Source organism: Aggregatibacter kilianii, from assembly GCF_003130255.1.
Lineage (GTDB): Bacteria > Pseudomonadota > Gammaproteobacteria > Enterobacterales > Pasteurellaceae > Aggregatibacter > Aggregatibacter kilianii.
Map to the genome: position 1 here is coordinate 575558 of NZ_NRCN01000001.1, position 21166 is coordinate 596723.

Below are 21166 nucleotides of genomic sequence, written 5' to 3' on the forward strand. Positions count from 1 at the left end.
GGTGATGCTAAAAAGAGCGGTCAAAAATATTTATATTTTGACCGCTCTTTTTTATATTGAACATCAAACATCCGAAGTGTGATCAAAATCACAAAACAACAAAATTTTTTATTTTCTTACGAATACTCAGTAAAACCAATCACTAACTGTTCTCATCATATTTCGACTCCATCAAAACCCACAAAAACACTACATATTGTGTGTTGAAATTGCAAAAATGTCTATATATAGTATTATCTACTTTAATAACACACTAAATATGGGTGGCTGACATGGGTACATTTTTCGTCATTAAACGTGATGGTTCACGCATTGGGTTTGAAATTCAACGCATTATTAACGCCATTAAAAAAGCGGCACAGGCAGTGGGCATTCAAGATGAACGCTTTTGTCATGACATTGCACAAAAAGTTAGCAATGACATTTTTGCACGTCATCAGCAGGAAATTGATATTAGCCACATTCAAAAGATTGTAGAAGATCACTTGATGGCGAGCCGATATCCGCAAATTGCCCGCGCTTATATTGAATATCGTCACGAGCGTGATATGGCGCGTGAGAAACGTAGCCAATTGACAAAAGAAATTGAGGGGCTGATTGAACAAAGCAACGTGGAATTACTCAACGAAAACGCCAATAAAGACGCCAAAGTGATCCCAACACAACGCGATCTATTAGCAGGCATCGTGGCTAAACACTATGCCAAACGTTACATTCTGCCACGCGATGTCGTTGAAGCCCATGAAAAAGGCGAAATTCACTATCATGATTTGGATTATGCGCCGTTCTTCCCCATGTTTAACTGTATGCTGGTAGATTTAAAAGGCATGTTGACCCACGGTTTTAAAATAGGCAATGCGGAAATCGAACCGCCGAAATCCATCGGCACCGCCACTGCCGTTACAGCGCAAATCATTGCGCAAGTGGCAAGCCATATTTACGGCGGCACCACCATTAACCGAATTGATGAAGTACTTTCGCCTTATGTACAGTTAAGCTATGAAAAACACTTGAAAAACGCCGAAAAATGGAATGTTCCCGATGGGCAAGGATATGCACAAGCATTGATTGAAAAAGAATGTTTTGATGCGTTCCAGTCTCTTGAATATGAAGTGAATACCTTACACACCGCCAACGGTCAAACACCGTTTGTTACCTTTGGTTTCGGCCTCGGTACAAGTTGGCAAGCACGTTTGATTCAAAAATCCATTTTACAAAATCGGATTCGTGGCTTGGGTAAAAACCACAAAACACCGGTGTTCCCGAAACTGGTCTTCACCCAACGTAAAGGCGTAAATTTAGAGCCGAACGATCCGAATTACGACATCAAACAGCTTGCGTTGGAGTGTGCCAGCAAGCGTATGTATCCGGATATCCTGAACTACGACCAAGTCGTCAAAGTCACCGGCTCCTTTAAAGCGCCGATGGGTTGTCGCAGTTTCTTGGGTGCATACGAAGAGCATGGCGAGCAAATCCATGAGGGACGCAACAACCTCGGCGTGGTAAGTCTCAATTTACCGCGTATTGCCATTGAAGCCAAAGGCGATGAAAAACGTTTCTATGAAATTTTGGATCAGCGCTTAGCCTTAGTGAAAAAAGCCCTGATGACCCGCATCGCCCGCTTGGAACATACCAAAGCCCGCGTAGCGCCGATTCTCTATATGGAAGGCGCCTGTGGTGTGCGTTTGAAAGCGGATGACAATGTGGCAAAAATTTTCAAAAACGGGCGCGCCTCTATTTCTCTCGGCTATATCGGAATTTACGAAACCATCAATGCGTTGTATCGCCAAGGACATATTTACGATGACGAGATACTACGTGAAAAAGGCCAGGCTATCGTGGAGTATATGAGCAAGGTTGCGAAACAATGGCGCGCCGAAACGGGTTATGCGTTCAGTTTATACTCCACGCCAAGTGAAAACCTGTGCGATCGTTTCTGCCGTCTCGATACCAAACAGTTCGGCGTGATCGATGGTGTCACCGACAAAGGCTACTATACCAACAGCTATCACTTGGACGTAGAGAAAAAAGTCAATCCATACGACAAACTGGATTTTGAAATGGTATACCCGCCACTCGCCAGCGGCGGCTTTATTTGCTACGGCGAATACCCGAACATTCAACACAACCTGAAAGCATTGGAAGATGTGTGGAATTATAGCTACGACCGCGTGCCTTACTACGGCACCAACACACCAATCGACGAATGCTACGAATGCGGTTTCACCGGTGAATTTGAATGCACCAGCAAAGGTTTCACCTGCCCGAAATGCGGTAACCACGACAGTGAAAAAGTCTCTGTTACCCGCCGCGTCTGCGGCTATCTCGGTAGCCCGGATGCCCGTCCGTTTAATGCAGGGAAACAGGAAGAGGTTAAGCGTCGGGTTAAACACATGTAATCTTAAGGCTATGCCAAATCTCCCCCCCTCTTTGCTAAAGAGGGGATTTGGGGCCGTTATCATGATAAAGTGCGGTCATTTTTGCGGGAGATTTTCAATTTAAAACTGAAATTATATCGTAGTTGCACAAAGCTGAAATGACGGTCACTGAGCTTGTCGAAGTGTAAGTCATTTCAGCTTCTCCGATACACAAAACAAATGCTTTGACAAGCTCAGCAAGCGTTTTGTGCATTTGCTACATAATACCGTTAAAAACACGAAAAAACCTGACCGCACTTTCTGCAACGCTCAAATAAAATGGGGTCCCGTATAAGACGCCTGAGCGACTTGCAATTTTTAGGAAATTGCAATAAAGCGAAGAACAGCGGCTTATCCGGGTGCACTTTTCTTTGCTCACTTTCTTTTGTGCAAGCAAAAGAAAGTGAGTCGCCATCGGCGAAATCCGATATTTAAAAAAGCGAATTTGATTTAAACAAAACAAAAATGAACTACCTCCAATACTATCCTGTCGACATCGTCAACGGTGAAGGCACGCGTTGTACGCTTTTTGTTAGCGGCTGCACTCACGGCTGTAAGGGTTGTTATAACCAAAAAAGCTGGTCGTTTAGCGCCGGGGTGCCGTTTGGTAGTGAAATGGAAGAACAAATTCTCAAGGATCTCAAAGACACCCGTATTAAACGCCAAGGTTTGACCCTCTCCGGTGGTGACCCTTTGCATCCAAGAAACGTAGAAGCCCTGCTTCCTTTGGTTCAACGGGTAAAACGGGAATGTCCCGACAAAGACATTTGGGTCTGGACTGGCTACAAATTAGAGGAGTTGGATGAATATCAACGTCAAATGTTGCCTTATATTGATGTGTTAATTGATGGCAAGTTTATTCAAGAACAGGCGGATCCCAGCTTGGTTTGGCGTGGTTCAGCTAATCAAGTGATACATCGCTTTAAACAGGTCAACCCAAGCCGATTGGCTCACAATCAAACACAGGATCTCATTCAACGGTTTAAAATTTAAATACAGCTATTTCAAAGTATTGTGGAATTTACATAGTTTTTATATAGATAAAAAACACCGCAGAGAAGTCTCCTGCGGTGTTTTTATTTTCGAAAGTGCGGTGAAAAATAACCATATTTTCGACCGCACTTGATGTAGTAAATTACTTACCGATACAAAACGAACTGAAGATATTCGTCAATAAATCATCGGAAGTAAATTGCCCGGTAATTTCGCTTAAAGCACTTTGTACCAAACGGAGTTCTTCCGCCAACAATTCACCGGCATGGAATTCTGTGAGTTGGACGTGGCCAATTTGCAAATGCTGTGCCGCCTGTTCCAAGGCTTCCAAATGACGACGACGGGCCAAGAAACCGCCTTCCATACCGGTTTGATAGCCCATGGATTGTTTTAAGTGATTGCGTAATATTTCCACGCCACGTTGCGTTTTTGCCGACAAGCTCACCACTGTATATCCCTGCTCCTCATACAGCCCCTCTTGCTCACCAGTTAAGTCTGCTTTATTACGAATAATCGTGACAGGAATATGGTTTGGTAATTTTGCTAAAAATTCCGACCGCACTTTGCTTAAGTCTTGCTCCGTATCACTACCATCAAGCATCAATAAAATACGATCTGCCTGCTCGATTTCACTCCATGCACGGGAAATCCCTATGCGTTCTACTTCATCAGTGGCTTCACGCAAACCTGCGGTATCGATAATGTGTAAGGGCATGCCATCTAAGTGAATGTGTTCACGCAATACATCTCTCGTCGTACCCGCAATGTCTGTCACGATGGCAGCCTCACGTCCGGCAAGGGCATTCAACAAACTGGACTTGCCCGCATTTGGACGGCCTGCAATAACCACTTTCATGCCTTCCCGCAAAATGGAACCTTGTTTTGCTTCGGCTCGAACACCATCCAGTTGCGCAATAATGTCGTTCAAATAGCTTTCAATTTTGCCATCGGCCAAAAAATCAATTTCTTCATCAGGGAAATCAATCGCGGCTTCCACATAAGTACGCAAATAAATAACAGAATCTACTAACTGATTCACTTTATTGGAAAACTCGCCCTGCAAGGATTTCAATGCGGAACGTGCCGCCTGTTCGGAGCTGGCATCGATTAAATCGGCAATAGCTTCCGCTTGCGCCAAATCTAATTTATCGTTCAAAAAGGCCTGTTCGGAAAACTCGCCCGGCCGTGCCAAACGAATGCCGTCGATACGCAAAATCCGTTTTAGCAGTAAATCCAATACCACCTGTCCGCCGTGCCCTTGGAGTTCAAGCACATCTTCACCGGTAAAAGAATTCGGGCTTTTGAAATACAGTGCAATGCCCTGATCGAGCAGAGTGCCGTCTTCATCTTTAAACGGCAAATAATCTGCCATTCTCGGTTTTGGACATTTCCCTAACACCGCTTGCGCTACGTCAATAGCTTTGGGGCCTGATACACGTAAAATGCCAATACCACCTCGACCCGGGGCTGTGGCTTGAGCTACGATTGTTTCTTTCATAAGTCTGCTCTCAAAACGTTTGATTTTTTTCTTCACAAGCTCGCTTGTTCATCCCTTACGGTACCGTTGGCAGAGCCAACATTCAAAAAGCGTTGCGTTTTGTGACCGCACTTTATGACGCAAAAGTGCGGTCATTTTTTCATGCATTTTTTAACTAAAATAAAAGGCACAATGCGTGCCTTTTAATTCTCTAAATTTCACTATTTTTTATGACGGGTATGTAACCCTTTTTTCTCTAAACCACGATAAATCAATTGTTGCTGAATAATCGTGATTAAGTTGGACACCAACCAGTAAAGTACCAATCCTGCCGGGAACCAAAGGAAGAACACCATGAAGATTAACGGCATGAAGTTCATGATCTTTTGTTGCATTGGATCAGCAACCGGTGTTGGTGACATTTTTTGTAACAAGAACATGGAGGCGCCCATTAAAATCGGCAGGATGTAATACGGATCTTGCGCAGACAAGTCTTGAATCCAACCAAAGAATGGCGCGTGACGTAATTCAACGGCCTCCATAAACGTCCAGTACAAGGCAATGAAAATCGGCATTTGTAATAACAACGGCAAGCAACCGCCTAAGGGGTTTACTTTTTCGTCTTTATACAACTTCATCATCTCTTGGCTCATGCGTTGACGGTCTTCACCGAAACGTTCACGCATCTCTTGCAATTTCGGTTGCAACATACGCATTTTGGCCATGGAAGTATATTGCGCTTTGGTCAGTGGATATAAAATCGCTTTTACCACTAAAGTCACACAAATAATCGCCAAGCCCCAGTTGTGTACTAATTTTTGAATGAAAGTAAGCAACCAGAAAAGTGGTTTCGCAATAAACCAAGCCCATCCATAGTCAACCGTTAAATCTAAATGATTTGCCACTTCACCCATTTCATTTTGCAGTTTTGGACCGGTCCATAACTTGCTGGTCAAGGTTTCAGTGGTATTTGGTTGAATAACGGTAACCGGACCACGATAACCAATAGAACCAATATTATTGGCTTTATCTGTTAATGTATAAAGTTGGTTATCCGCATCTTGATTCGGGATCCAAGCAGACACGAAATAGTGTTGTAAGATCGCTACCCAACCTGCTTTTGTGTTGATAGATAAATTTGCATTTTCCATATCACTGAAACTGTATTTTTTGTAATTAGTTTCAGAAGAAGAATAAGCACCACCGGTGTAAGTTGGCATCGCCACACTACCGGAGCTATCCACTAAAGAGTGTCTTAATTGGCCATAAGGCTCAACTTCAATGGCTTTATCGCTTTGGTTATTAATTTCATAGTTAACCACAACATCATATTGACCACGTTTTAAAACGAACACTTTACGATAAGTCACACCATCGCGTTGGAAAGTGAAAGGAACAACCAATTCATTTTGGCCTTCCTCTAATTTGAAAGAAGACCCTTCCACTTGATACACGGCACGACCGGATTTGGTGTCGATACCGTCTTTGCCGATTAAACCGCTTTGTGCGACATAAGTATGTTGTGGTGTGTTTTGTAATAACACGAATGGTGTTTTGGAATCCAATTCGGCGTCATATTTTAACAATTCGGAACCAACAACATCACCACCGACAGTATTGATTTGCAAACGAAATACATCATTTTCTAAAGTAATAACATTACCTTTGGTTTGAGTTTCGTTGACTACTGCGTTGGCATTAGAATTTGCAGAAGACGGAACATCAGAAACGACTGTTTTTGCTTGTTCGGTAACAACCGGTTTTGGTGTGTGATAATCAAGCTGCCATTGCTGATAAACAATAAAAGACATGAAGAGTAATGCGATGACCAACAGGCCGCGTCTTGAATCCATTATTTATTCTCTGTTTTGTTATTATTGATCTTTGGTGGAACGGGATCGTATCCACCCTCACTTAAAGGATGACATTTTAATATACGTTTTATCGTAAGCCAACCACCTTTTAACAGGCCGTGGTTTTTTAACGCTTCAACACCATAGCAGGAACACGTTGGTGTAAAACGACAACGAGGGCCGATTAACGGACTAATAACAACTTGATAAACGCGAATTAATCCGATGAGAATTTTTGCGCCAAGTGAATGTGACGTAGCCATAATTTATCAAGGGTTTGCCATAAAGTGCGGTTGTCTAAACGACCGATTCCTTGTTTCGCGACAATGACAAAATCATAAGACGGTAAACGATGTTGGCTCAAACGAAAAGACTCACGGCATAAACGTTTAATGCGATTACGCGCATTCGCTCGTTTTAAGTGCTTTTTAGCGACAGTTAAACCTAAACGTGGATGCTCAAGATTATTTTTACGGGCAAGAATTGTAATTTCAGGTGAACTAGCACGGAACGGCTGTTGGAAGACGTATTTAAAATGTTCGGGAGTTAACAAACGTAACTCCCTAGGAAAGTTTAGCTTAACCACATTAATATGCGATTAGGCAGATAAACTTTTACGACCTTTAGCACGACGACGGGCTAAAACTTGACGGCCATTTTTAGTCGCCATACGAGCGCGGAAACCGTGAGTACGGCTACGTTTTAATACAGAAGGTTGAAATGTGCGTTTCATTATAGTGTACCTAAGAAAATAGTTAACTAACTGTTTCTATTTTAAACGTTTTCTAAAACGTTCAAAAAAACAAGGATTATCAGAAAATAAGGAACGGAATTGTAATCATAAATTCATCGTTCGTCAAATGAGATAAGGAAAAAACTTGGAAATCTGCTTAATTTTTCCTCATCTGCCGCATTTGAAAGCGACGGAATTATACGTTTTTGGTTAAAAATGGCAAGCAACCTTTTTTGCTTTTTTTGGTTACGGGCTAAAGATCTTTTTTTTCCTTTATTGTAAAATGATCGCCTTTCCAACCGCACTTTTAGCCAAAGATCTAATATTTACGATCTTTTCCTACGATTTAAATTATATAAAAAACAAAGATATAGCCGGTTGGCAAGTAACCTACGGAAAATCATAAACCAATATACAAGGGATACGTAAAGTGGAAAATCGGCCTAATTCTCTCTGGCAAAACTGCCTGCTGCAAATTCAAGACAAAATTCCTGCTGACGATTTCAAAATTTGGCTTTATCCATTGCAGGCTGATGTGACGGCAAATAGTATTTTACTTTATGCTTCAAATGCTTTTGTGCAAAAATGGGTTATCGATAATTATTTGCCGTTAATTACCGATATTGCCCAACAAACCAGTGCAAACCCGAACCTGACCGTATCGATTATCGAAGGCATTAAGCCTGAAACTCCAAAAGCGGTCGCAAAATCTAAAGCAACTAATACGCCACCTGAAGAAAAAAGCGCGAATTCGAATAAATCCACCTACAACTCAAATCTTAATACTAAATTAGTTTTTGATAATTTCGTAGAAGGGAAATCTAACCAACTTGCCCGCGCGGTAGCACAAAAAGTGGCGGATAACCCAGGTGAACAAACGGCCAACCCGTTATTTTTATACGGTGGCACAGGCTTAGGTAAAACCCACTTGTTACACGCTATTGGCAACGGCATCATAGCGAATAACCCCGATGCGCGCGTGGTATATATTCACTCCGAGCGTTTCGTACAACAAGTCGTTACTTACATCCGCGACAATAAAATGGAGGAATTCAAAAAATTCTACCGCTCTTTAGATGCATTGTTAGTCGATGACATTCAATTTTTCAGCGATAAAGAAAAAACCCAAGAAGAGTTTTTCCATATTTTCAATACCTTATTTGAACGCGGGCGCCAAATCATTCTGACTTCTGACCGTTATCCGCGTGAAATTGAAAAAATTGAAGAACGTTTAAAATCCCGTTTTGGCTGGGGATTAACCACGGCTATTGAGCCGCCTGATTTAGAGACCCGCGTCGCCATTTTAATGAAAAAAGCGGATGAAAATAACATTGAATTGCCACACGATGTTGCGTTTTTTATCGGTCAGAAATTACGCACTAATGTGCGTGAATTGGAAGGCGCGTTAAACCGGGTAAAAGCTATGCAGGAGTTTAAAGGCGAACCAATTACGATTGATTTTGTACGCGAAACACTCAAAGACATGTTAGCGTTACAAGATAAGTTAGTGACCGTAGATAATATTCAAAAAGTGGTCGCTGAATATTACCGCATTAAAGTGTCTGATTTGAAATCCAAAAACCGCTCCCGCTCTATCGCACGCCCTCGTCAAGTTTCTATGGCATTAGCCAAAGAATTGACTAACCGCAGCCTACCGGAAATTGGTAAATCCTTCGGTGATCGCGATCACACCACGGTATTACACGCTTGTCGCAAAGTTGTAGAATTACGAGAAACAGAGCCGGATATCCAAGAAGATTGGGCTAATTTAATTCGAATTTTATCCGTATAGGAGTCATGCGATGCAATTTATTATTTCTAGAGAAAATTTATTAAAGCCATTACAGCAAGTGTGTGGCGTATTAAATAGTCGCCCGAATATTCCTGTGTTAAATAACGTCTTATTGCAAATTGAAAATAATCAATTAAACATTACCGGCACGGATTTAGAAGTGGAGCTTTCCACCAAAACGCCATTGCTTCATGCAGAACAAGACGGCAAATTCACGATTCCGGCAAAAAAATTCTTAGATATTTGTCGTAGTTTGCCGGAAAATGCGGAAATTACCGTCACATTTGAAGAAGATCGCGCTATTGTGCGTTCTGATCGCAGTAAATTTAATTTATCCACGTTGCCCGCGGAAGATTATCCGAACCTCACAGATTGGCAATCAGAAGTGGATTTCACGCTTGAGCAAGCGACGCTACGCCGTTTAATTGAAGCCACTCAATTTTCCATGGCAAATCAAGACGCGCGCTATTTCTTAAATGGTATGAAATTTGAAACGGAAGGTAATTTATTACGCACCGTCGCAACCGATGGCCACCGTTTGGCAGTTTGTACTATTCCATTAGAACAAGATTTACAAACCCATTCTGTGATTTTACCGCGTAAAGGCGTGTTAGAACTGGCACGTTTATTGGAACCAAGCGACCAACCAGCGCGTTTGCAAATCGGCACCAATAACCTACGTATTCAATTAAATAACATCACATTCACGTCAAAGCTCATTGATGGCCGTTTCCCTGATTACCGTCGTGTGTTGCCACGCAATGCAACCCGCATCGTTGAAGCCGGTTGGGAAACCTTAAAACAAGCCTTTGTACGCGCGGCAATTTTATCTAACGAACGTTTCCGTAGCGTACGCTTACAACTCAGTGAAAACCAACTGAAAATCACCGCCACCAACCCGGAACAAGAAGTGGCGGAAGAAATCATCGATGTTTCTTACAGCGGCGAAGAAATGGAAGTGGGCTTTAACGTCAGCTATATTCTCGACGTGTTGAATGCATTGAAATGCAACCAAGTGCGTATGCGCTTAACCGATGCCTCTTCCAGTTGTTTAATTGAAGATTGTGAAGACGCCAGCGCAGAATATGTGATTATGCCGATGCGCTTATAATCTATGGCGATTTCACGTTTAACCGTTGAAAATTTTCGTAATTTACAAGCCGTGGATCTGGAATTGGATCACGGCTTTAACTTTTTGGTTGGCAACAACGGTAGCGGCAAAACCAGCTTGCTGGAAGCCATTTTCTATTTAGGTCACGGACGCTCTTTTAAAAGTGCGGTCAGTAATCGGATTATTTCTTACGAACAACCGCACTTTACCCTCTTCGGACAAATTCAAGAACAGCAACACCAATGGTCAGTAGGCTTGCAAAAACTACGCCAAGGCAACACGCTCGTGAAAATCAACGGCGAAGACGGCAATAAAATTTCCAACCTCGCACACCTGTTACCCATGCAAATCATCACGCCGGAAGGTTTAAATTTGCTCAATGGCGGCCCAAGCTATCGTCGCGCCTTTCTGGATTGGGGCTTATTTCATCATCACGTGAGTTTTTATAATCTGTGGGCGAGTTTAAGTCGTTTACTCAAACAACGAAATGCGGCCTTACAGCAAGTTTCCGGTTATCAACAAATGAAAATTTGGGACGTAGAATTGGTAAAACTTGCAGAACAGGTAAGCCTGCTAAGAGCCGAATATGCGCAAGCCTTACAACCGGAAATTGAACAAACCTGCCGTTTATTCCTGCCGGAATTAGACATTAGCGTAAGTTTTCATCAAGGGTGGGAAAAAGATCAAAATTATGCCGAATTATTGGCGCGTAATTTTGAACGTGATCGTGCATTAGGCTATACGGTTTCCGGTCCGCAAAAAGCCGATTTTCGCTTTAAAGCTAACGGATTACCGGTGGAAGATATTTTATCACGCGGTCAACTGAAATTATTAATGTGTGCATTACGTTTGGCTCAGGGCGAGCATTTGATGCAACAAAAACAGCGCCATTGTATTTTCCTCATTGACGACTTTGCCTCCGAGTTGGATCAAACTAAACGTAGTCTTCTCGCCGAACGCCTACAAAACAACGGATCACAAGTTTTTGTCACTGCCATTACACAAAATCAGCTCAACGAAATGCAACCGAAAAAGCACCGCACTTTTAAGATCGAGTCAGGCAAAATTGAATCATTATAAAAGAAATTAGCCTCCAATTTGGAGGCTAATCATAAGAAAATCGGTTATTTTTGACTACAAACCGCAATAAAATGCAATTTACGTTCAGGGTCATTAAAGGTTCTAAACATTTTCTTAAACTGCTCGCGATTTTCCGCTTTCATGGCATTTTTAATGATTTTCAATGTGCCTAACACGCCTTCGTCATAAATCATTCCTTTTGGCGACAACAGTGTCATCTCACCGGAAAAGGTTTCGATATTACGAAAACCACTGTCTAAAAACACTTGTTTCCAACCGTCTTTGGTTAATGGCGTGACCGTCACATTGATGGCATTACGCATATTTTCCAAAATGGTTTTATGGTCATCCCCCACTAACATCACATCATGAGTCAGCAAAAAGCCACCCGGTTTCAATACGCGAAAATATTCGGCAACGGCCTTCATTTTGGCTTCAATAGGCAACATGGTGAGCATCGCCTCATTAATCACAATGTCAAACGTATTATCTTCAAAAGGTAATTTCATCGCATTGGCGCGTTGCACATGGATTTTATCCTGTAAATTATTTGCAGCAATATTGGCTCTGGCTTTTTCCAAGGCGTTTTCATCTAAATCAACACCTTCAATCTGACAACCATATTGCTTTGCCAAACCAATGGCGGTGGTACACATATTGCAAGCCACTTCGAGCACTTTTTTCTCTTTATTAAAGTCACCGCTCGCAATTAACCAATCCGTGGCTTTACGACCGCCCGGACGCAAGCGGGTTTTGCCTAAACGTGCCAAAAAATTATGACCGACTTCTTCTTTACCCATCTGATTTCTCCTTAATAAAACAGTAACGATTCCTATTATAAATAAATATTATTTCGATTAAAGAAAAAAAGATAAAAAATTCAAATGACTTTAATAGCTAATAACATCCTAAAAATACTCGCTTTATTCCCTATTTTGATTAGAATAAAAGAGATTTTTTAACACAAAAAAGGAGTCAATAAATGAAATTTAAAACACTCTTAGCTGTTAGCATCAGTGCAATCTGTGCTGCAGGAATGGTCAATGCGCATGAACACAAACATGACCATATGGCACCTACCGGTGCTTCCATTGAAGTGAAAGTGCAACAACTTGACCCGGTTAATGGTAATAAAGATGTAGGTATCGTAACGATTACCGAATCCAACTACGGGTTGGTCTTTACACCAAACTTAAGCGGATTAGCTGAAGGCTTACATGGCTTCCACATCCACCAAAACCCAAGCTGTGAGCCGAAAGAAAAAGACGGTAAACTTACTGCAGGCTTAGGCGCCGGCGGTCACTGGGATCCAAAAGAGACTAAAAAACACGGCTTCCCATGGCAAGATGACGCACACTTAGGCGATTTACCTGCATTAACCGTATTACACGATGGCACAGCCACCAATCCGGTTCTTGCACCACGTATCAAACACCTTGATGAAGTTCGTGGTCATTCCATCATGATCCATGTCGGTGGCGACAACCATTCTGACCACCCTGCTCCACTTGGCGGTGGCGGTGCACGTATGGCGTGTGGTGTGATTAAATAAGTTGATTGTTAGAAACAAAAAGTGCGGTTAAAAAACGTTGAGAATTTTAACCGCACTTTTATTTTCAAAGGATTTACTTCACCACTTCCGCCGTGTAATTCAATTTATGAATCGCATTAATCAACTGTTCATCAGGCACTTTAGGATCTTCCACCACAGTAACCGTACCATCTTTAATGGAAGCTTTAGTTGAAATCACGCCCTCAATATTACGCAATTCTTTGTTCACCAAATAAGCACAAAGCTGGCAATTCATTTCTTTCACTTTCAAGACAATTTTCTTTTCTGCTTGTACAGGTGCCTCTTCCGCATGCGCAAAAGACAGGGCAAACAAAGAAAACACAAGTGCGGTGCATAATTTTTTCATTTTTTTGTTCCTAATCAGTTAATTCTAATATCCACGGCAACAGTGTTGGGTAGGTTAAGAAAAATAACATCACGATAAATACGACCCAATATAAAACAATGAGCTTTTTACGGGAAATGTATTTGCTGCAAATAATTCTTTTGGAAAACATCAGTAACCAAAAACCATAGGCAAAGGCACATAGTGAAATAATCAGCATTGGAATGCGTAAATAATCATACTCGCCAAAACCAATCAACCATGTAGATGACACACCAAAGAGCAAATAAATCAAAGGTGCAATGCAACACAAGGTAGAAGCCACCGCAGCACTCAGCGCGGTGGCAATGGCAATCCAAAAGGATTTATTGGAGCTTTTTAGAGACATAGTCATATTTAAATTCTTTCGGTTCAAAGGAATTTAACGGATCGCCACCCACTTCGGCATACGGATAACCAAAGTTGTTGATTGGCGCCAATTCCGGTTGTGGATACAACTCGAAGTCGCGTGCGTGGTTAAAGCCTACCCAGTTATTTTCCCAGTTACCGAATAAATATTTCGCCACGGCTTGGGTATCTTTATCTTCCACGGATTTTTTCTCTGCTAAACGCATTTTTGCCACATCGGCAGAATCCACCGGCACCCAACCGAAGCCAGCAAGGTAGAATTCTGCACGACAGTGTTGACCGCCACTCACATTCGCTACGCCATGTTCATCTGCGCTACCGAATGCGCTTTTAGAATATTTACCCATTTTCTCCGCCGCACCTAAGCGAATACCGAAAACTTCACGGGCAGGAATCCCCGCTGCACGGGCAAGTGCCACAAAAACGGAGTTAATGTCGGTACATTTGCCTTTTAATACACCGGTGGTTAAGATTTTTTCCACATCGCCATCACCACAGCCTAAAACGGAATTATCCCGTTCCATGTTACCCACAATCCATTGGTGAATCAGCTCGGCTTTTTTCAACGGATTCGTTTCTGCGCCCACAATCTTATCGGCGAATTGTGTCACAATGCCATCGGTTTTAATGTGTTGCGTCGGTTTCAAATATTCCTGCACATCCACAGAATACTGAATGTCTTTCGGTGGGTTGTAATTATCCAACGCACCTTTTGCCATCGGCTCGCGATCTTTGGTTTCAATCACCATAGTGACTTTTAAATCACGTTTTTGTGTCTCTTTATCCCAAGTTACAAACAAGGTTTTTGCGCCGTATTTGTTGTTTTCCGTCACATAGGCATCCAAATAATTGCCTTCAAAGCGAATAGATTTAACTTGTTGATATTCCCCGTTAAACGGCAACGGCACCCACAAATTAGCCTGACCTTGCGAACCTTTCGGCGCAATTAAATCGTAGGTTTGGGTAAATTCATACAGATGGGAATCGGTGTTGTAATTTGAAATGTGGGTATTGGCATAAGCCATTGAACACGCGGAAAGTACCGCGGTGGCGATAAGATGCTTCATCCTGAAGACTCCTTATTTGAAATTATAGTTAAACTTAACATAAATTCACCGAAGTGAATGGCGCTATACTAATGAATTTCCATCACAAGCTCAATGTATTCCAAGATTATTTTTTTCAGGAGAAAAACGTTTGGGATTTCGACCGCACTTTAAAAACTCAAAGGTTGCCTGAAAACTTTCAGACAACCTTTGTCTGTTAATATACAGGTAACGAACAGCCTTCAAGGGTGGTGATCTTGCATTGCGTAGATCCCGAAGCCTGACATTTTCCTAAAGCTGCCGGTTCCGCCTGTCCGGGGTGGGCTTCGTTTCCGTAGAAAGTCTTCAACTTTTTGCCGGATTTCCCTTGGGCAACGGCGATACAGCCATTTCTGACCCAGGCACCAACTACACAGGGCGCATTGCGTCCGTCCTGTTCACAGGTTTTAACAGCCAATTTTTCTGCTGCCTCACACGAATCCATATTGAGTGCACCGGCTGAGATACCGGTTTTAAGATTGACCGCCCATGCACCGTATTTGGAAGGAACATCGATGTTGACAACCTCCGGTTGTTGCTGTTGGCGAGACGAACGGGATGAACACTTGGGATTGTAGCCGTACTAACATAAAGTCGGATCGTTCTGCAACGCGCCTTTGGTTGCGTCATAGGCATAGACATTAAAACTTGCCAGCCCCAATACGATAAAAAGCAGTTTCTTCATCATTATTTTTGCTCTTTTTCGTTGTTTTTTTATCTGCTTCCAAAATAGGTGGAGGATAGTATATTTTAGGCATACTTATTGCAATACCTTTTTGTTGGAACGCGTGGGCTAAAAAAACACGCGGAAAAACGACCGCACTTTTCATGCCACGCCATAAAATGCGGTCAAAAAAGACGATGTTTTATTATTTCGGTTCCACCACCAATTCAGCTGAATGGGTTAAATCCGACACTTTTTTCGCCATGGTTTTGACGTTTTCCAAGGTGATGCTATCGAGCAGTTTTTTGCTTTCGGAAAGATAACTTGGGTTGCCGTAGTGGGTTTCGCTTAATATCAAGCGGTTAAGCTGCGTGCGTGCGTCATTTTGGCGGGCTTTTTCTTGTTGCGCAAAACCTTGTTTGGCTTGGTCAATATCCGCTTGGGTAATGCTTTGCGGTAAATCCGCAAGAATTTGTTTCGCTTGCGCCATCAGCTTCGGCATATTTTCCGGTTTGGCGCCGAAAAAGAGCTGGCTTTCAATGCGGTTTGCAGTGGGATCCAACGTGCTTTCGAGGCGCAGGCGATAAATGCCCAGAGATTCATCACGCAAGCCCGCTTTGAGTTTATTTGCCATAATCGGACGAATAAGAGCGACCAACATGGCGTCTTCGCCTTTCCATGGGTGCGGCGAATAAAAATCAAGGTATAAATCCGTGCGCGGTTCCACATTGGCTTTGATGACCGCCCGGTGCGAACCGCTCAGCAGCGTGTCTAATTTTGCCGTCAACGCGGTGTTGCGGGGCAGTGGCGCAAGATAGGTTTGCACCAGTTTTTTCATGTGGTCGGCAGACAAATCATTCACAAAATAATAGGTGGTCGGTAATTCGCGAATGCTCTGCCATTGTTGATTGAGGGAATCTGCTGTAACCTGTGCCAGCGCCTGCTCCGTCGGCAAGGTGGCGTCGTTAATGTTGCCGAAACGTAGCGTTTGGCGGGCATCGCTAATTTCGCGATCCGCCACATTTTTTGACCGCACTTTCAGCATTTTCTGCATATCTTCCACAGTTTCATCCACACCGTCATTAATCACGATGTCGATTTCAAGGGCATAATATAAGCGCAACAAATCCGCTAAATTGGCGTTATCCGTTTCGCCGTTGAAGATGAGATGATCGGCTTTTTGCTCCAGATTTAAATTGACTTTGCGATCTTTCTTCCACTGCGTAAGTTGCTCAATTTGCCAATTTTCCGGCGCGGATTGCGCCATCATTTGCACCGCCATTTGGCTTTGCCACGGCGATAAGCCTTGTGCCATATAGCCGCCGGAATTCACGGCGCGGAATAAAGTGCGGTCTTTTTCCAAGGCGGATTTTAACCAAACCACCTTATCACCGTTTTCCAGTTGCCAATACACCACATTTTCCGCCGGGAATCTCTGCTCTTTGACGATGTTGCCCGCCTGCGCATTTTCTATCGGTAATAATTCCATGGGCGGTAGCGTCTCTTTTTCAATGGGTGCGCTAATGTTGAGCTGCGCGACCTGTTGTTGTACCCGATTAAATACCGTTTGATCGATAGGCGCTATTTTTGCCATGCGCGGCGATTGATATTGCACGATGCGATCCGTGGCACTGAACCACTGTTCCAATAATTGCTGCACGTCTTGCGGCGTGATGGCATCTAAAATCGGTTTAGAACGCTTGGCAATTTGCGGTTGGGATAAATAGGGCTTATCCATCAACAGCGTGCTATTCATCACATTCACCCACTCCTCAAACTGACGATGTTTGCCGCCTTTTAACGCGAAATCCAGCTGTTCATAAAGCGTTTTTTTCTCTGCGTCCAATTCTTTTTGCGTAAGGGGAAAGGCGTTTAAGCGGGCAATTTCAATCAGAATCTGTTGCAAACCCAACTGGTGGGCATCCCCCTCCACGCCGGCAAACAACCCTACGGCAGCGGTGTTTGTGCCGATGTCCGATTTGCGTACCACCAGCGCATTCACGCCCTGTGGAAAATCTTTTTTCTGATTTTGTAAACGATGGCTTAACGCGGAAAGTGCCAAACGTTCCAGCAAACGCAATTTACGCCCTTTTTCGTCATGTTGACGGGCGGCGTTTTCGTTAAAACGGAAAATGTAGGCGATTTGGCTTACAGCGCTTTTTTCATCGCCCAGCTGATTAAATTGAATACGCTCGGTTAGTTGCGGATCACGGTAATTTTGCGGCGGAAGTGCGGTCATTTTTTCCTGCGAAAATACCGCGTTAATCAGCGCCTCGGCTTCGTTAGGCTGCACATCGCCGATAATCATCAGGTGCATATTATTGGGGTGATACCAAGTGCGGTAGAACGTTTGCAGTGCTTCTGCCGGCATGGTTTCAATGCTTTGTTGCGAACCGATGACCGGCCAACGCGCATAACGGGAATCGGCGCGAATACTGGCGGTGCGTTGCATGTTCATGCGTGCGCCAACGCCTTGCCCCGAACGCCATTCTTCCTGAATAATTTTGCGTTCATCATCCAAATCTTTTTGGCTCATCGTGGCATGGAACATCATTTGATCCAGTACATTCAAGGTAAAGGCAAGATCTTGCGCCCCTTTCGGCGGGCTGAACATATAGGTGGTGGTGTCCGCATTGGTTACCGCATTATAACTTTGCGCCCGCTTCCAACCAGCATCCAGCAACATTTTCATCACGCCTTGCGGATATTGCGTTGTGCCGCGAAACACCATGTGCTCCACCATGTGCGCGCCGCCCATTTGCGCTTCCGTTTCGTCCACCGAACCGGCATTTACCCGCAGGCGAATATCGATACGGTTTTTCTGCTCATGCAACGGCACAAGGCTGTAACGCAAGCCATTTCCCAGCTTACCCTGCACAATTTTCGGCGCTTCTTGTTGTGGTGTTTCTTGCGCCCCGGCGTTCAATGCAAGCACGGAAAAGGCTAAAAAAATAAAAGTTCGAAATGTCATCATGGCTCCGAAATAAGAGAAAAGGAAACCGCACTTTTGGAAAAAGTGCAGTGGATTTTATCGGTGTTTTTACCAGTTGTAACTCACGCCGAACCAGAAGTTGCGACCCATTTTGTAAGTTTTGGTTCGACTGGTTGAAGATACGGATATACGTTTATTCAACACATTGTTGACATCTAAGGTGAATTCTAAATATTGATCTTTAAAGGTAGGCTGCTTATAAGAAAAACGCCAATCCAACAGCAACGCGCCGCTATGTTTTTCATCATTATATTCAATAATATTACCCACATGACCACCGCATAATTCATGACCTCCCGGGCAAACGACGTCACTTTTTCCGACTCTGGAATATTGTCCTGCGGTATAACTTAAAATCTGCGTCCAATTTAATCGAAGTTGTGGGAATGTCGTATCAATCGTTAACGTTCCGCGCCAAGGTTGATTGAAATCGCTCGGCGGCAAGTCGTCAATATCGATCAGTTTTCCGCGATAAATGACTTTATCCACGCGTTCTTCTTCCGCAACGGTGGATTGATCATAATACGTATTATTGGTTTTGCTGCGGCTTGCCTGTAACCCTAAATCCCATCTGACGGTAGCATATTTAAAGTTATAAGGTTCTAACGGTGAAACGGATAACGTGAACGTATCGTTTTTACTCCAACCGTCGTTACTTAATACCCGAACATTATCTTCCCGTTTTGTGCGGGTAAATTGGTCTTTGCCATCTCGATGAACCCATTTCACCGTCCAAAGCATCCCTTGGAATTTTTGCGCCAAACCAAGCACTTTTTCATCGCTATATGGTGTTTTCACATGGGAGGCATCATAACGGGTTGAGCCACCGGTGCCTTCCGTTGGATTTCCCCATTCGGTTAACCTACCGTTTTGAATGGAACGGGTTTGCGTATAGTTAGAGCCGATGCCTTGGCGTAATTTATAAGCAATCATAGAACCTGCATAATAACGATTCAAGCCACCAAAAAGGCGGGTTGTTGAATCACCAAACACGTCATAAGTAACAGAAAAACGTGGGGCAATATCATTATTTTTAAGATACTGATTACGATCAAAACGTAACCCGACGGTCGTTTCTAAATTTTTCCATTTCAAATTATCTTGAACATAGACGGAATATGTTGAATCGTTAACTTTCACACTACGCGCATCATAAACCGTTCTCCGATTTGCGTACTGTTCACCAAGAATACATTCATCTGCACATTCCGTGAGATTATTAATGCCCGTAGTAACGTAGTTATAGCCTGCCGTTGCTGTTTTTCGCTCATATTTGGAAGAAGTGCGGTCAATTTGCCAGCCAAAAATAACTTTATGATCAACACTTCCCGTCGTGAACGGCAATAATTCATAATTTTGCTTTAACGTATAGCTTTCACTTTCTGTCTCGGTCGTCCCATAACCGCCACTATTTACCGTGGTGCCGTTAGCACGATAAGGAATACTTGGCGTTAAACGATAGATACGATAAACATCACCGTCATGCTCAACCTCATTACCGGTTTTCTTATAGCCCACAGCCGTTTTCATTTTCGCCCAGCTTAATTCTTTTTCCCATTCCAAACTTGTTTGAATGCCACCGCCCTTATTAGTCATTCCGCCGTTATAGACGTTTCGTTTTGGATAAAAAGATTCATGGGGCGCATAAATGACTTTTGCCCGCCATAGATCACCGTTATCAGGAAGATAAACCGCACTTAATAAAAAGGTTTCGCTTTTTCTTTTTTGTTTAGCGGAATAAGTGCCGTCGGTTGCTCTTGCAACATTGGCATCACGTAAAACGGAATGATTAAAAGGAATGGAAGATTCCGCCCGATCATAGGCAAATAAAATCCCGCCTTTTTTATCGGCAAACGGTTGGTTTAGTTGTACGCCATAGAAATGTTTAGTGAACTGAGGTTGATCGACAAAACGGTTAGCCTGTTCAAATGTCTCTTGATCAGGCTCATAAATATGGTATTTCGCCCAATTATCACGGGTTGTTCGATAATACACTTTGCCTTTCATTTTTTCTAAATCAGGATCTTTAATTTCCGCATTGACAACACCACCGGTAAAACGCCCGTATTTTGCCGAAATATTGCTGTCGAATACTTCTACATTTTTCAATAAATCAGGGTTAATCCATAAGGATTGCGTACCGCCTGCCGGCAGTTCCCACGGGTTTACGCCGTCCGGGTTGACATCATCATTTTTCCCCGCACCGGAACCCGGGTTAATATTGTCATTATTGGAAAATCCATCGATGGTGTAATTATTATTGTAGAATTTTTCGCCATGAAATGAGATTTCGGGAGGAGAAATTTCACCGGCAGATAAGGAAGTATCGTCTTTGTTGGAAAATCTAACGGCAGGATTCGTTTTTAATAAACTGGTGATACTCGGGTTTGTTGCAGGACGATGAGCAATCTCATCTTCGGTTATTTTCTGTGTCCCGATCTGCTGACTAAAAGGGGTTCCCGACACCACAATCGTCTCTAATGTTTCGCTGGGGAGGTTATCTGCTGATTCATCAGCAGATGCCATTAATGGCAGGCAAAAAGTGGTGGTGATAAATAATGCGATCCGAGTTTGGAGGAAAGGTGGTTTCATAAGCGCGCCTCAGACAAAATGAAATAAGAATAGTTCGCATTTAATTATCTACTAGCTAAATACTTTAAGCA

At 43.1% G+C, this 21166-nt stretch carries 18 protein-coding genes; 6 read left to right on the plus strand and 12 right to left on the minus strand.

Annotated features, from left to right (window positions below):
• Positions 1-272 precede the first annotated feature (272 nt).
• A complete protein-coding gene (nrdD, locus tag DK428_RS02535; RefSeq protein ID WP_109064237.1) occupies positions 273-2399 on the plus strand; it encodes an anaerobic ribonucleoside-triphosphate reductase in 2127 nt (708 codons plus the stop codon).
• Between the two features lie 483 nt (positions 2400-2882).
• Positions 2883-3410, plus strand: a complete 528-nt coding sequence (gene nrdG, locus DK428_RS02540) for an anaerobic ribonucleoside-triphosphate reductase-activating protein (protein ID WP_109064238.1) — start codon at positions 2883-2885, stop codon at positions 3408-3410.
• Positions 3411-3552: 142 nt separating this feature from the next.
• Here the strand turns inward: nrdG and mnmE are convergent, their stop codons facing one another.
• The 5 genes from mnmE to rpmH form a co-directional block, all read right to left on the minus strand.
• A complete protein-coding gene (mnmE, locus tag DK428_RS02545) occupies positions 3553-4908 on the minus strand; it encodes a tRNA uridine-5-carboxymethylaminomethyl(34) synthesis GTPase MnmE (RefSeq protein ID WP_109064239.1) in 1356 nt (451 codons plus the stop codon).
• A gap of 200 nt (positions 4909-5108) precedes the next feature.
• On the minus strand, positions 5109-6740 hold the full coding sequence (gene yidC, locus DK428_RS02550; protein WP_109064240.1) for a membrane protein insertase YidC: 1632 nt from the start codon (positions 6738-6740) through the stop codon (positions 5109-5111).
• Complete coding sequence (gene yidD / locus DK428_RS02555; protein ID WP_109064241.1) at positions 6740-7003, minus strand: membrane protein insertion efficiency factor YidD; 264 nt, start codon at positions 7001-7003, stop codon at positions 6740-6742. Before yidD ends, yidC begins: the two co-directional genes overlap by 1 nt.
• Positions 6958-7326, minus strand: coding sequence for a ribonuclease P protein component (rnpA, locus tag DK428_RS02560; protein WP_065294648.1), 369 nt, complete (start codon positions 7324-7326; stop codon positions 6958-6960). Before rnpA ends, yidD begins: the two co-directional genes overlap by 46 nt.
• Positions 7327-7338: 12 nt before the next feature.
• Positions 7339-7473: a 50S ribosomal protein L34 gene (gene rpmH, locus DK428_RS02565; RefSeq protein WP_005539760.1), complete on the minus strand. Its 135-nt coding sequence runs from the start codon at positions 7471-7473 to the stop codon at positions 7339-7341.
• 430 nt (positions 7474-7903) lie between these two features.
• Between rpmH and dnaA the strand changes: the two genes are divergently transcribed.
• The 3 genes from dnaA to recF are packed head-to-tail and all read left to right on the plus strand — an operon-like array spanning position 7904 to position 11456.
• Positions 7904-9265, plus strand: a complete 1362-nt coding sequence (gene dnaA / locus DK428_RS02570) for a chromosomal replication initiator protein DnaA (RefSeq protein WP_109064242.1) — start codon at positions 7904-7906, stop codon at positions 9263-9265.
• Between the two features lie 10 nt (positions 9266-9275).
• Positions 9276-10376, plus strand: a complete 1101-nt coding sequence (dnaN, locus tag DK428_RS02575; protein WP_005701589.1) for a DNA polymerase III subunit beta — start codon at positions 9276-9278, stop codon at positions 10374-10376.
• A 3-nt stretch (positions 10377-10379) separates the two neighbouring features.
• On the plus strand, positions 10380-11456 hold the full coding sequence (recF, locus tag DK428_RS02580; protein WP_109064243.1) for a DNA replication/repair protein RecF: 1077 nt from the start codon (positions 10380-10382) through the stop codon (positions 11454-11456).
• Positions 11457-11500: 44 nt separating this feature from the next.
• On the opposite strand, the gene DK428_RS02585 is transcribed toward recF, so the two are convergent.
• Positions 11501-12256 (minus strand): class I SAM-dependent methyltransferase, encoded by a 756-nt coding sequence (locus DK428_RS02585; protein ID WP_109064244.1) that lies wholly within the window; start codon positions 12254-12256, stop codon positions 11501-11503.
• Between the two features lie 182 nt (positions 12257-12438).
• Between DK428_RS02585 and sodC the strand changes: the two genes are divergently transcribed.
• On the plus strand, positions 12439-13008 hold the full coding sequence (sodC, locus tag DK428_RS02590; RefSeq protein ID WP_109064245.1) for a superoxide dismutase family protein: 570 nt from the start codon (positions 12439-12441) through the stop codon (positions 13006-13008).
• Positions 13009-13081: 73 nt separating this feature from the next.
• Here sodC and DK428_RS02595 read toward each other — a convergent pair whose 3' ends face one another.
• The 6 genes from DK428_RS02595 to DK428_RS02620 all read right to left on the minus strand — a co-directional run bounded on the left by DK428_RS02595 (position 13082) and on the right by DK428_RS02620 (position 21095).
• Complete coding sequence (locus DK428_RS02595) at positions 13082-13375, minus strand: heavy-metal-associated domain-containing protein (RefSeq protein ID WP_109064246.1); 294 nt, start codon at positions 13373-13375, stop codon at positions 13082-13084.
• 10 nt (positions 13376-13385) lie between these two features.
• Positions 13386-13748 carry a hypothetical protein gene (locus DK428_RS02600; protein WP_050693170.1) on the minus strand — a complete coding sequence of 121 codons (363 nt, stop codon included), beginning with the start codon at positions 13746-13748 and terminating at the stop codon, positions 13386-13388.
• On the minus strand, positions 13720-14829 hold the full coding sequence (locus DK428_RS02605) for a transglutaminase-like domain-containing protein (RefSeq protein ID WP_109064247.1): 1110 nt from the start codon (positions 14827-14829) through the stop codon (positions 13720-13722). The genes DK428_RS02600 and DK428_RS02605 overlap by 29 nt, the downstream gene beginning before the upstream one ends.
• A gap of 196 nt (positions 14830-15025) precedes the next feature.
• A complete protein-coding gene (locus DK428_RS02610; RefSeq protein ID WP_204352441.1) occupies positions 15026-15364 on the minus strand; it encodes a DUF4189 domain-containing protein in 339 nt (112 codons plus the stop codon).
• A 352-nt stretch (positions 15365-15716) separates the two neighbouring features.
• Complete coding sequence (locus tag DK428_RS02615; protein ID WP_162616586.1) at positions 15717-18482, minus strand: M16 family metallopeptidase; 2766 nt, start codon at positions 18480-18482, stop codon at positions 15717-15719.
• A 69-nt stretch (positions 18483-18551) separates the two neighbouring features.
• On the minus strand, positions 18552-21095 hold the full coding sequence (locus tag DK428_RS02620; protein WP_109064249.1) for a TonB-dependent receptor plug domain-containing protein: 2544 nt from the start codon (positions 21093-21095) through the stop codon (positions 18552-18554).
• Positions 21096-21166: the final 71 nt, after the last annotated feature.

Excerpts from the sequence above, each read along its gene's own strand:
- nrdD (WP_109064237.1), top strand. The coding sequence starts at position 273 with ATGGGTACATTTTTCGTCATTAAACGTGATGGTTCACGCATTGGGTTT.
- nrdG (WP_109064238.1), top strand. The coding sequence starts at position 2,883 with ATGAACTACCTCCAATACTATCCTGTCGACATCGTCAACGGTGAAGGC.
- mnmE (WP_109064239.1), bottom strand. The coding sequence starts at position 4,908 with ATGAAAGAAACAATCGTAGCTCAAGCCACAGCCCCGGGTCGAGGTGGT.
- yidC (WP_109064240.1), bottom strand. The coding sequence starts at position 6,740 with ATGGATTCAAGACGCGGCCTGTTGGTCATCGCATTACTCTTCATGTCT.
- yidD (WP_109064241.1), bottom strand. The coding sequence starts at position 7,003 with ATGGCTACGTCACATTCACTTGGCGCAAAAATTCTCATCGGATTAATT.
- rpmH (WP_005539760.1), bottom strand. The coding sequence starts at position 7,473 with ATGAAACGCACATTTCAACCTTCTGTATTAAAACGTAGCCGTACTCAC.
- dnaN (WP_005701589.1), top strand. The coding sequence starts at position 9,276 with ATGCAATTTATTATTTCTAGAGAAAATTTATTAAAGCCATTACAGCAA.
- recF (WP_109064243.1), top strand. The coding sequence starts at position 10,380 with ATGGCGATTTCACGTTTAACCGTTGAAAATTTTCGTAATTTACAAGCC.
- DK428_RS02585 (WP_109064244.1), bottom strand. The coding sequence starts at position 12,256 with ATGGGTAAAGAAGAAGTCGGTCATAATTTTTTGGCACGTTTAGGCAAA.
- sodC (WP_109064245.1), top strand. The coding sequence starts at position 12,439 with ATGAAATTTAAAACACTCTTAGCTGTTAGCATCAGTGCAATCTGTGCT.
- DK428_RS02595 (WP_109064246.1), bottom strand. The coding sequence starts at position 13,375 with ATGAAAAAATTATGCACCGCACTTGTGTTTTCTTTGTTTGCCCTGTCT.
- DK428_RS02600 (WP_050693170.1), bottom strand. The coding sequence starts at position 13,748 with ATGACTATGTCTCTAAAAAGCTCCAATAAATCCTTTTGGATTGCCATT.
- DK428_RS02605 (WP_109064247.1), bottom strand. The coding sequence starts at position 14,829 with ATGAAGCATCTTATCGCCACCGCGGTACTTTCCGCGTGTTCAATGGCT.
- DK428_RS02615 (WP_162616586.1), bottom strand. The coding sequence starts at position 18,482 with ATGACATTTCGAACTTTTATTTTTTTAGCCTTTTCCGTGCTTGCATTG.
- DK428_RS02620 (WP_109064249.1), bottom strand. The coding sequence starts at position 21,095 with ATGAAACCACCTTTCCTCCAAACTCGGATCGCATTATTTATCACCACC.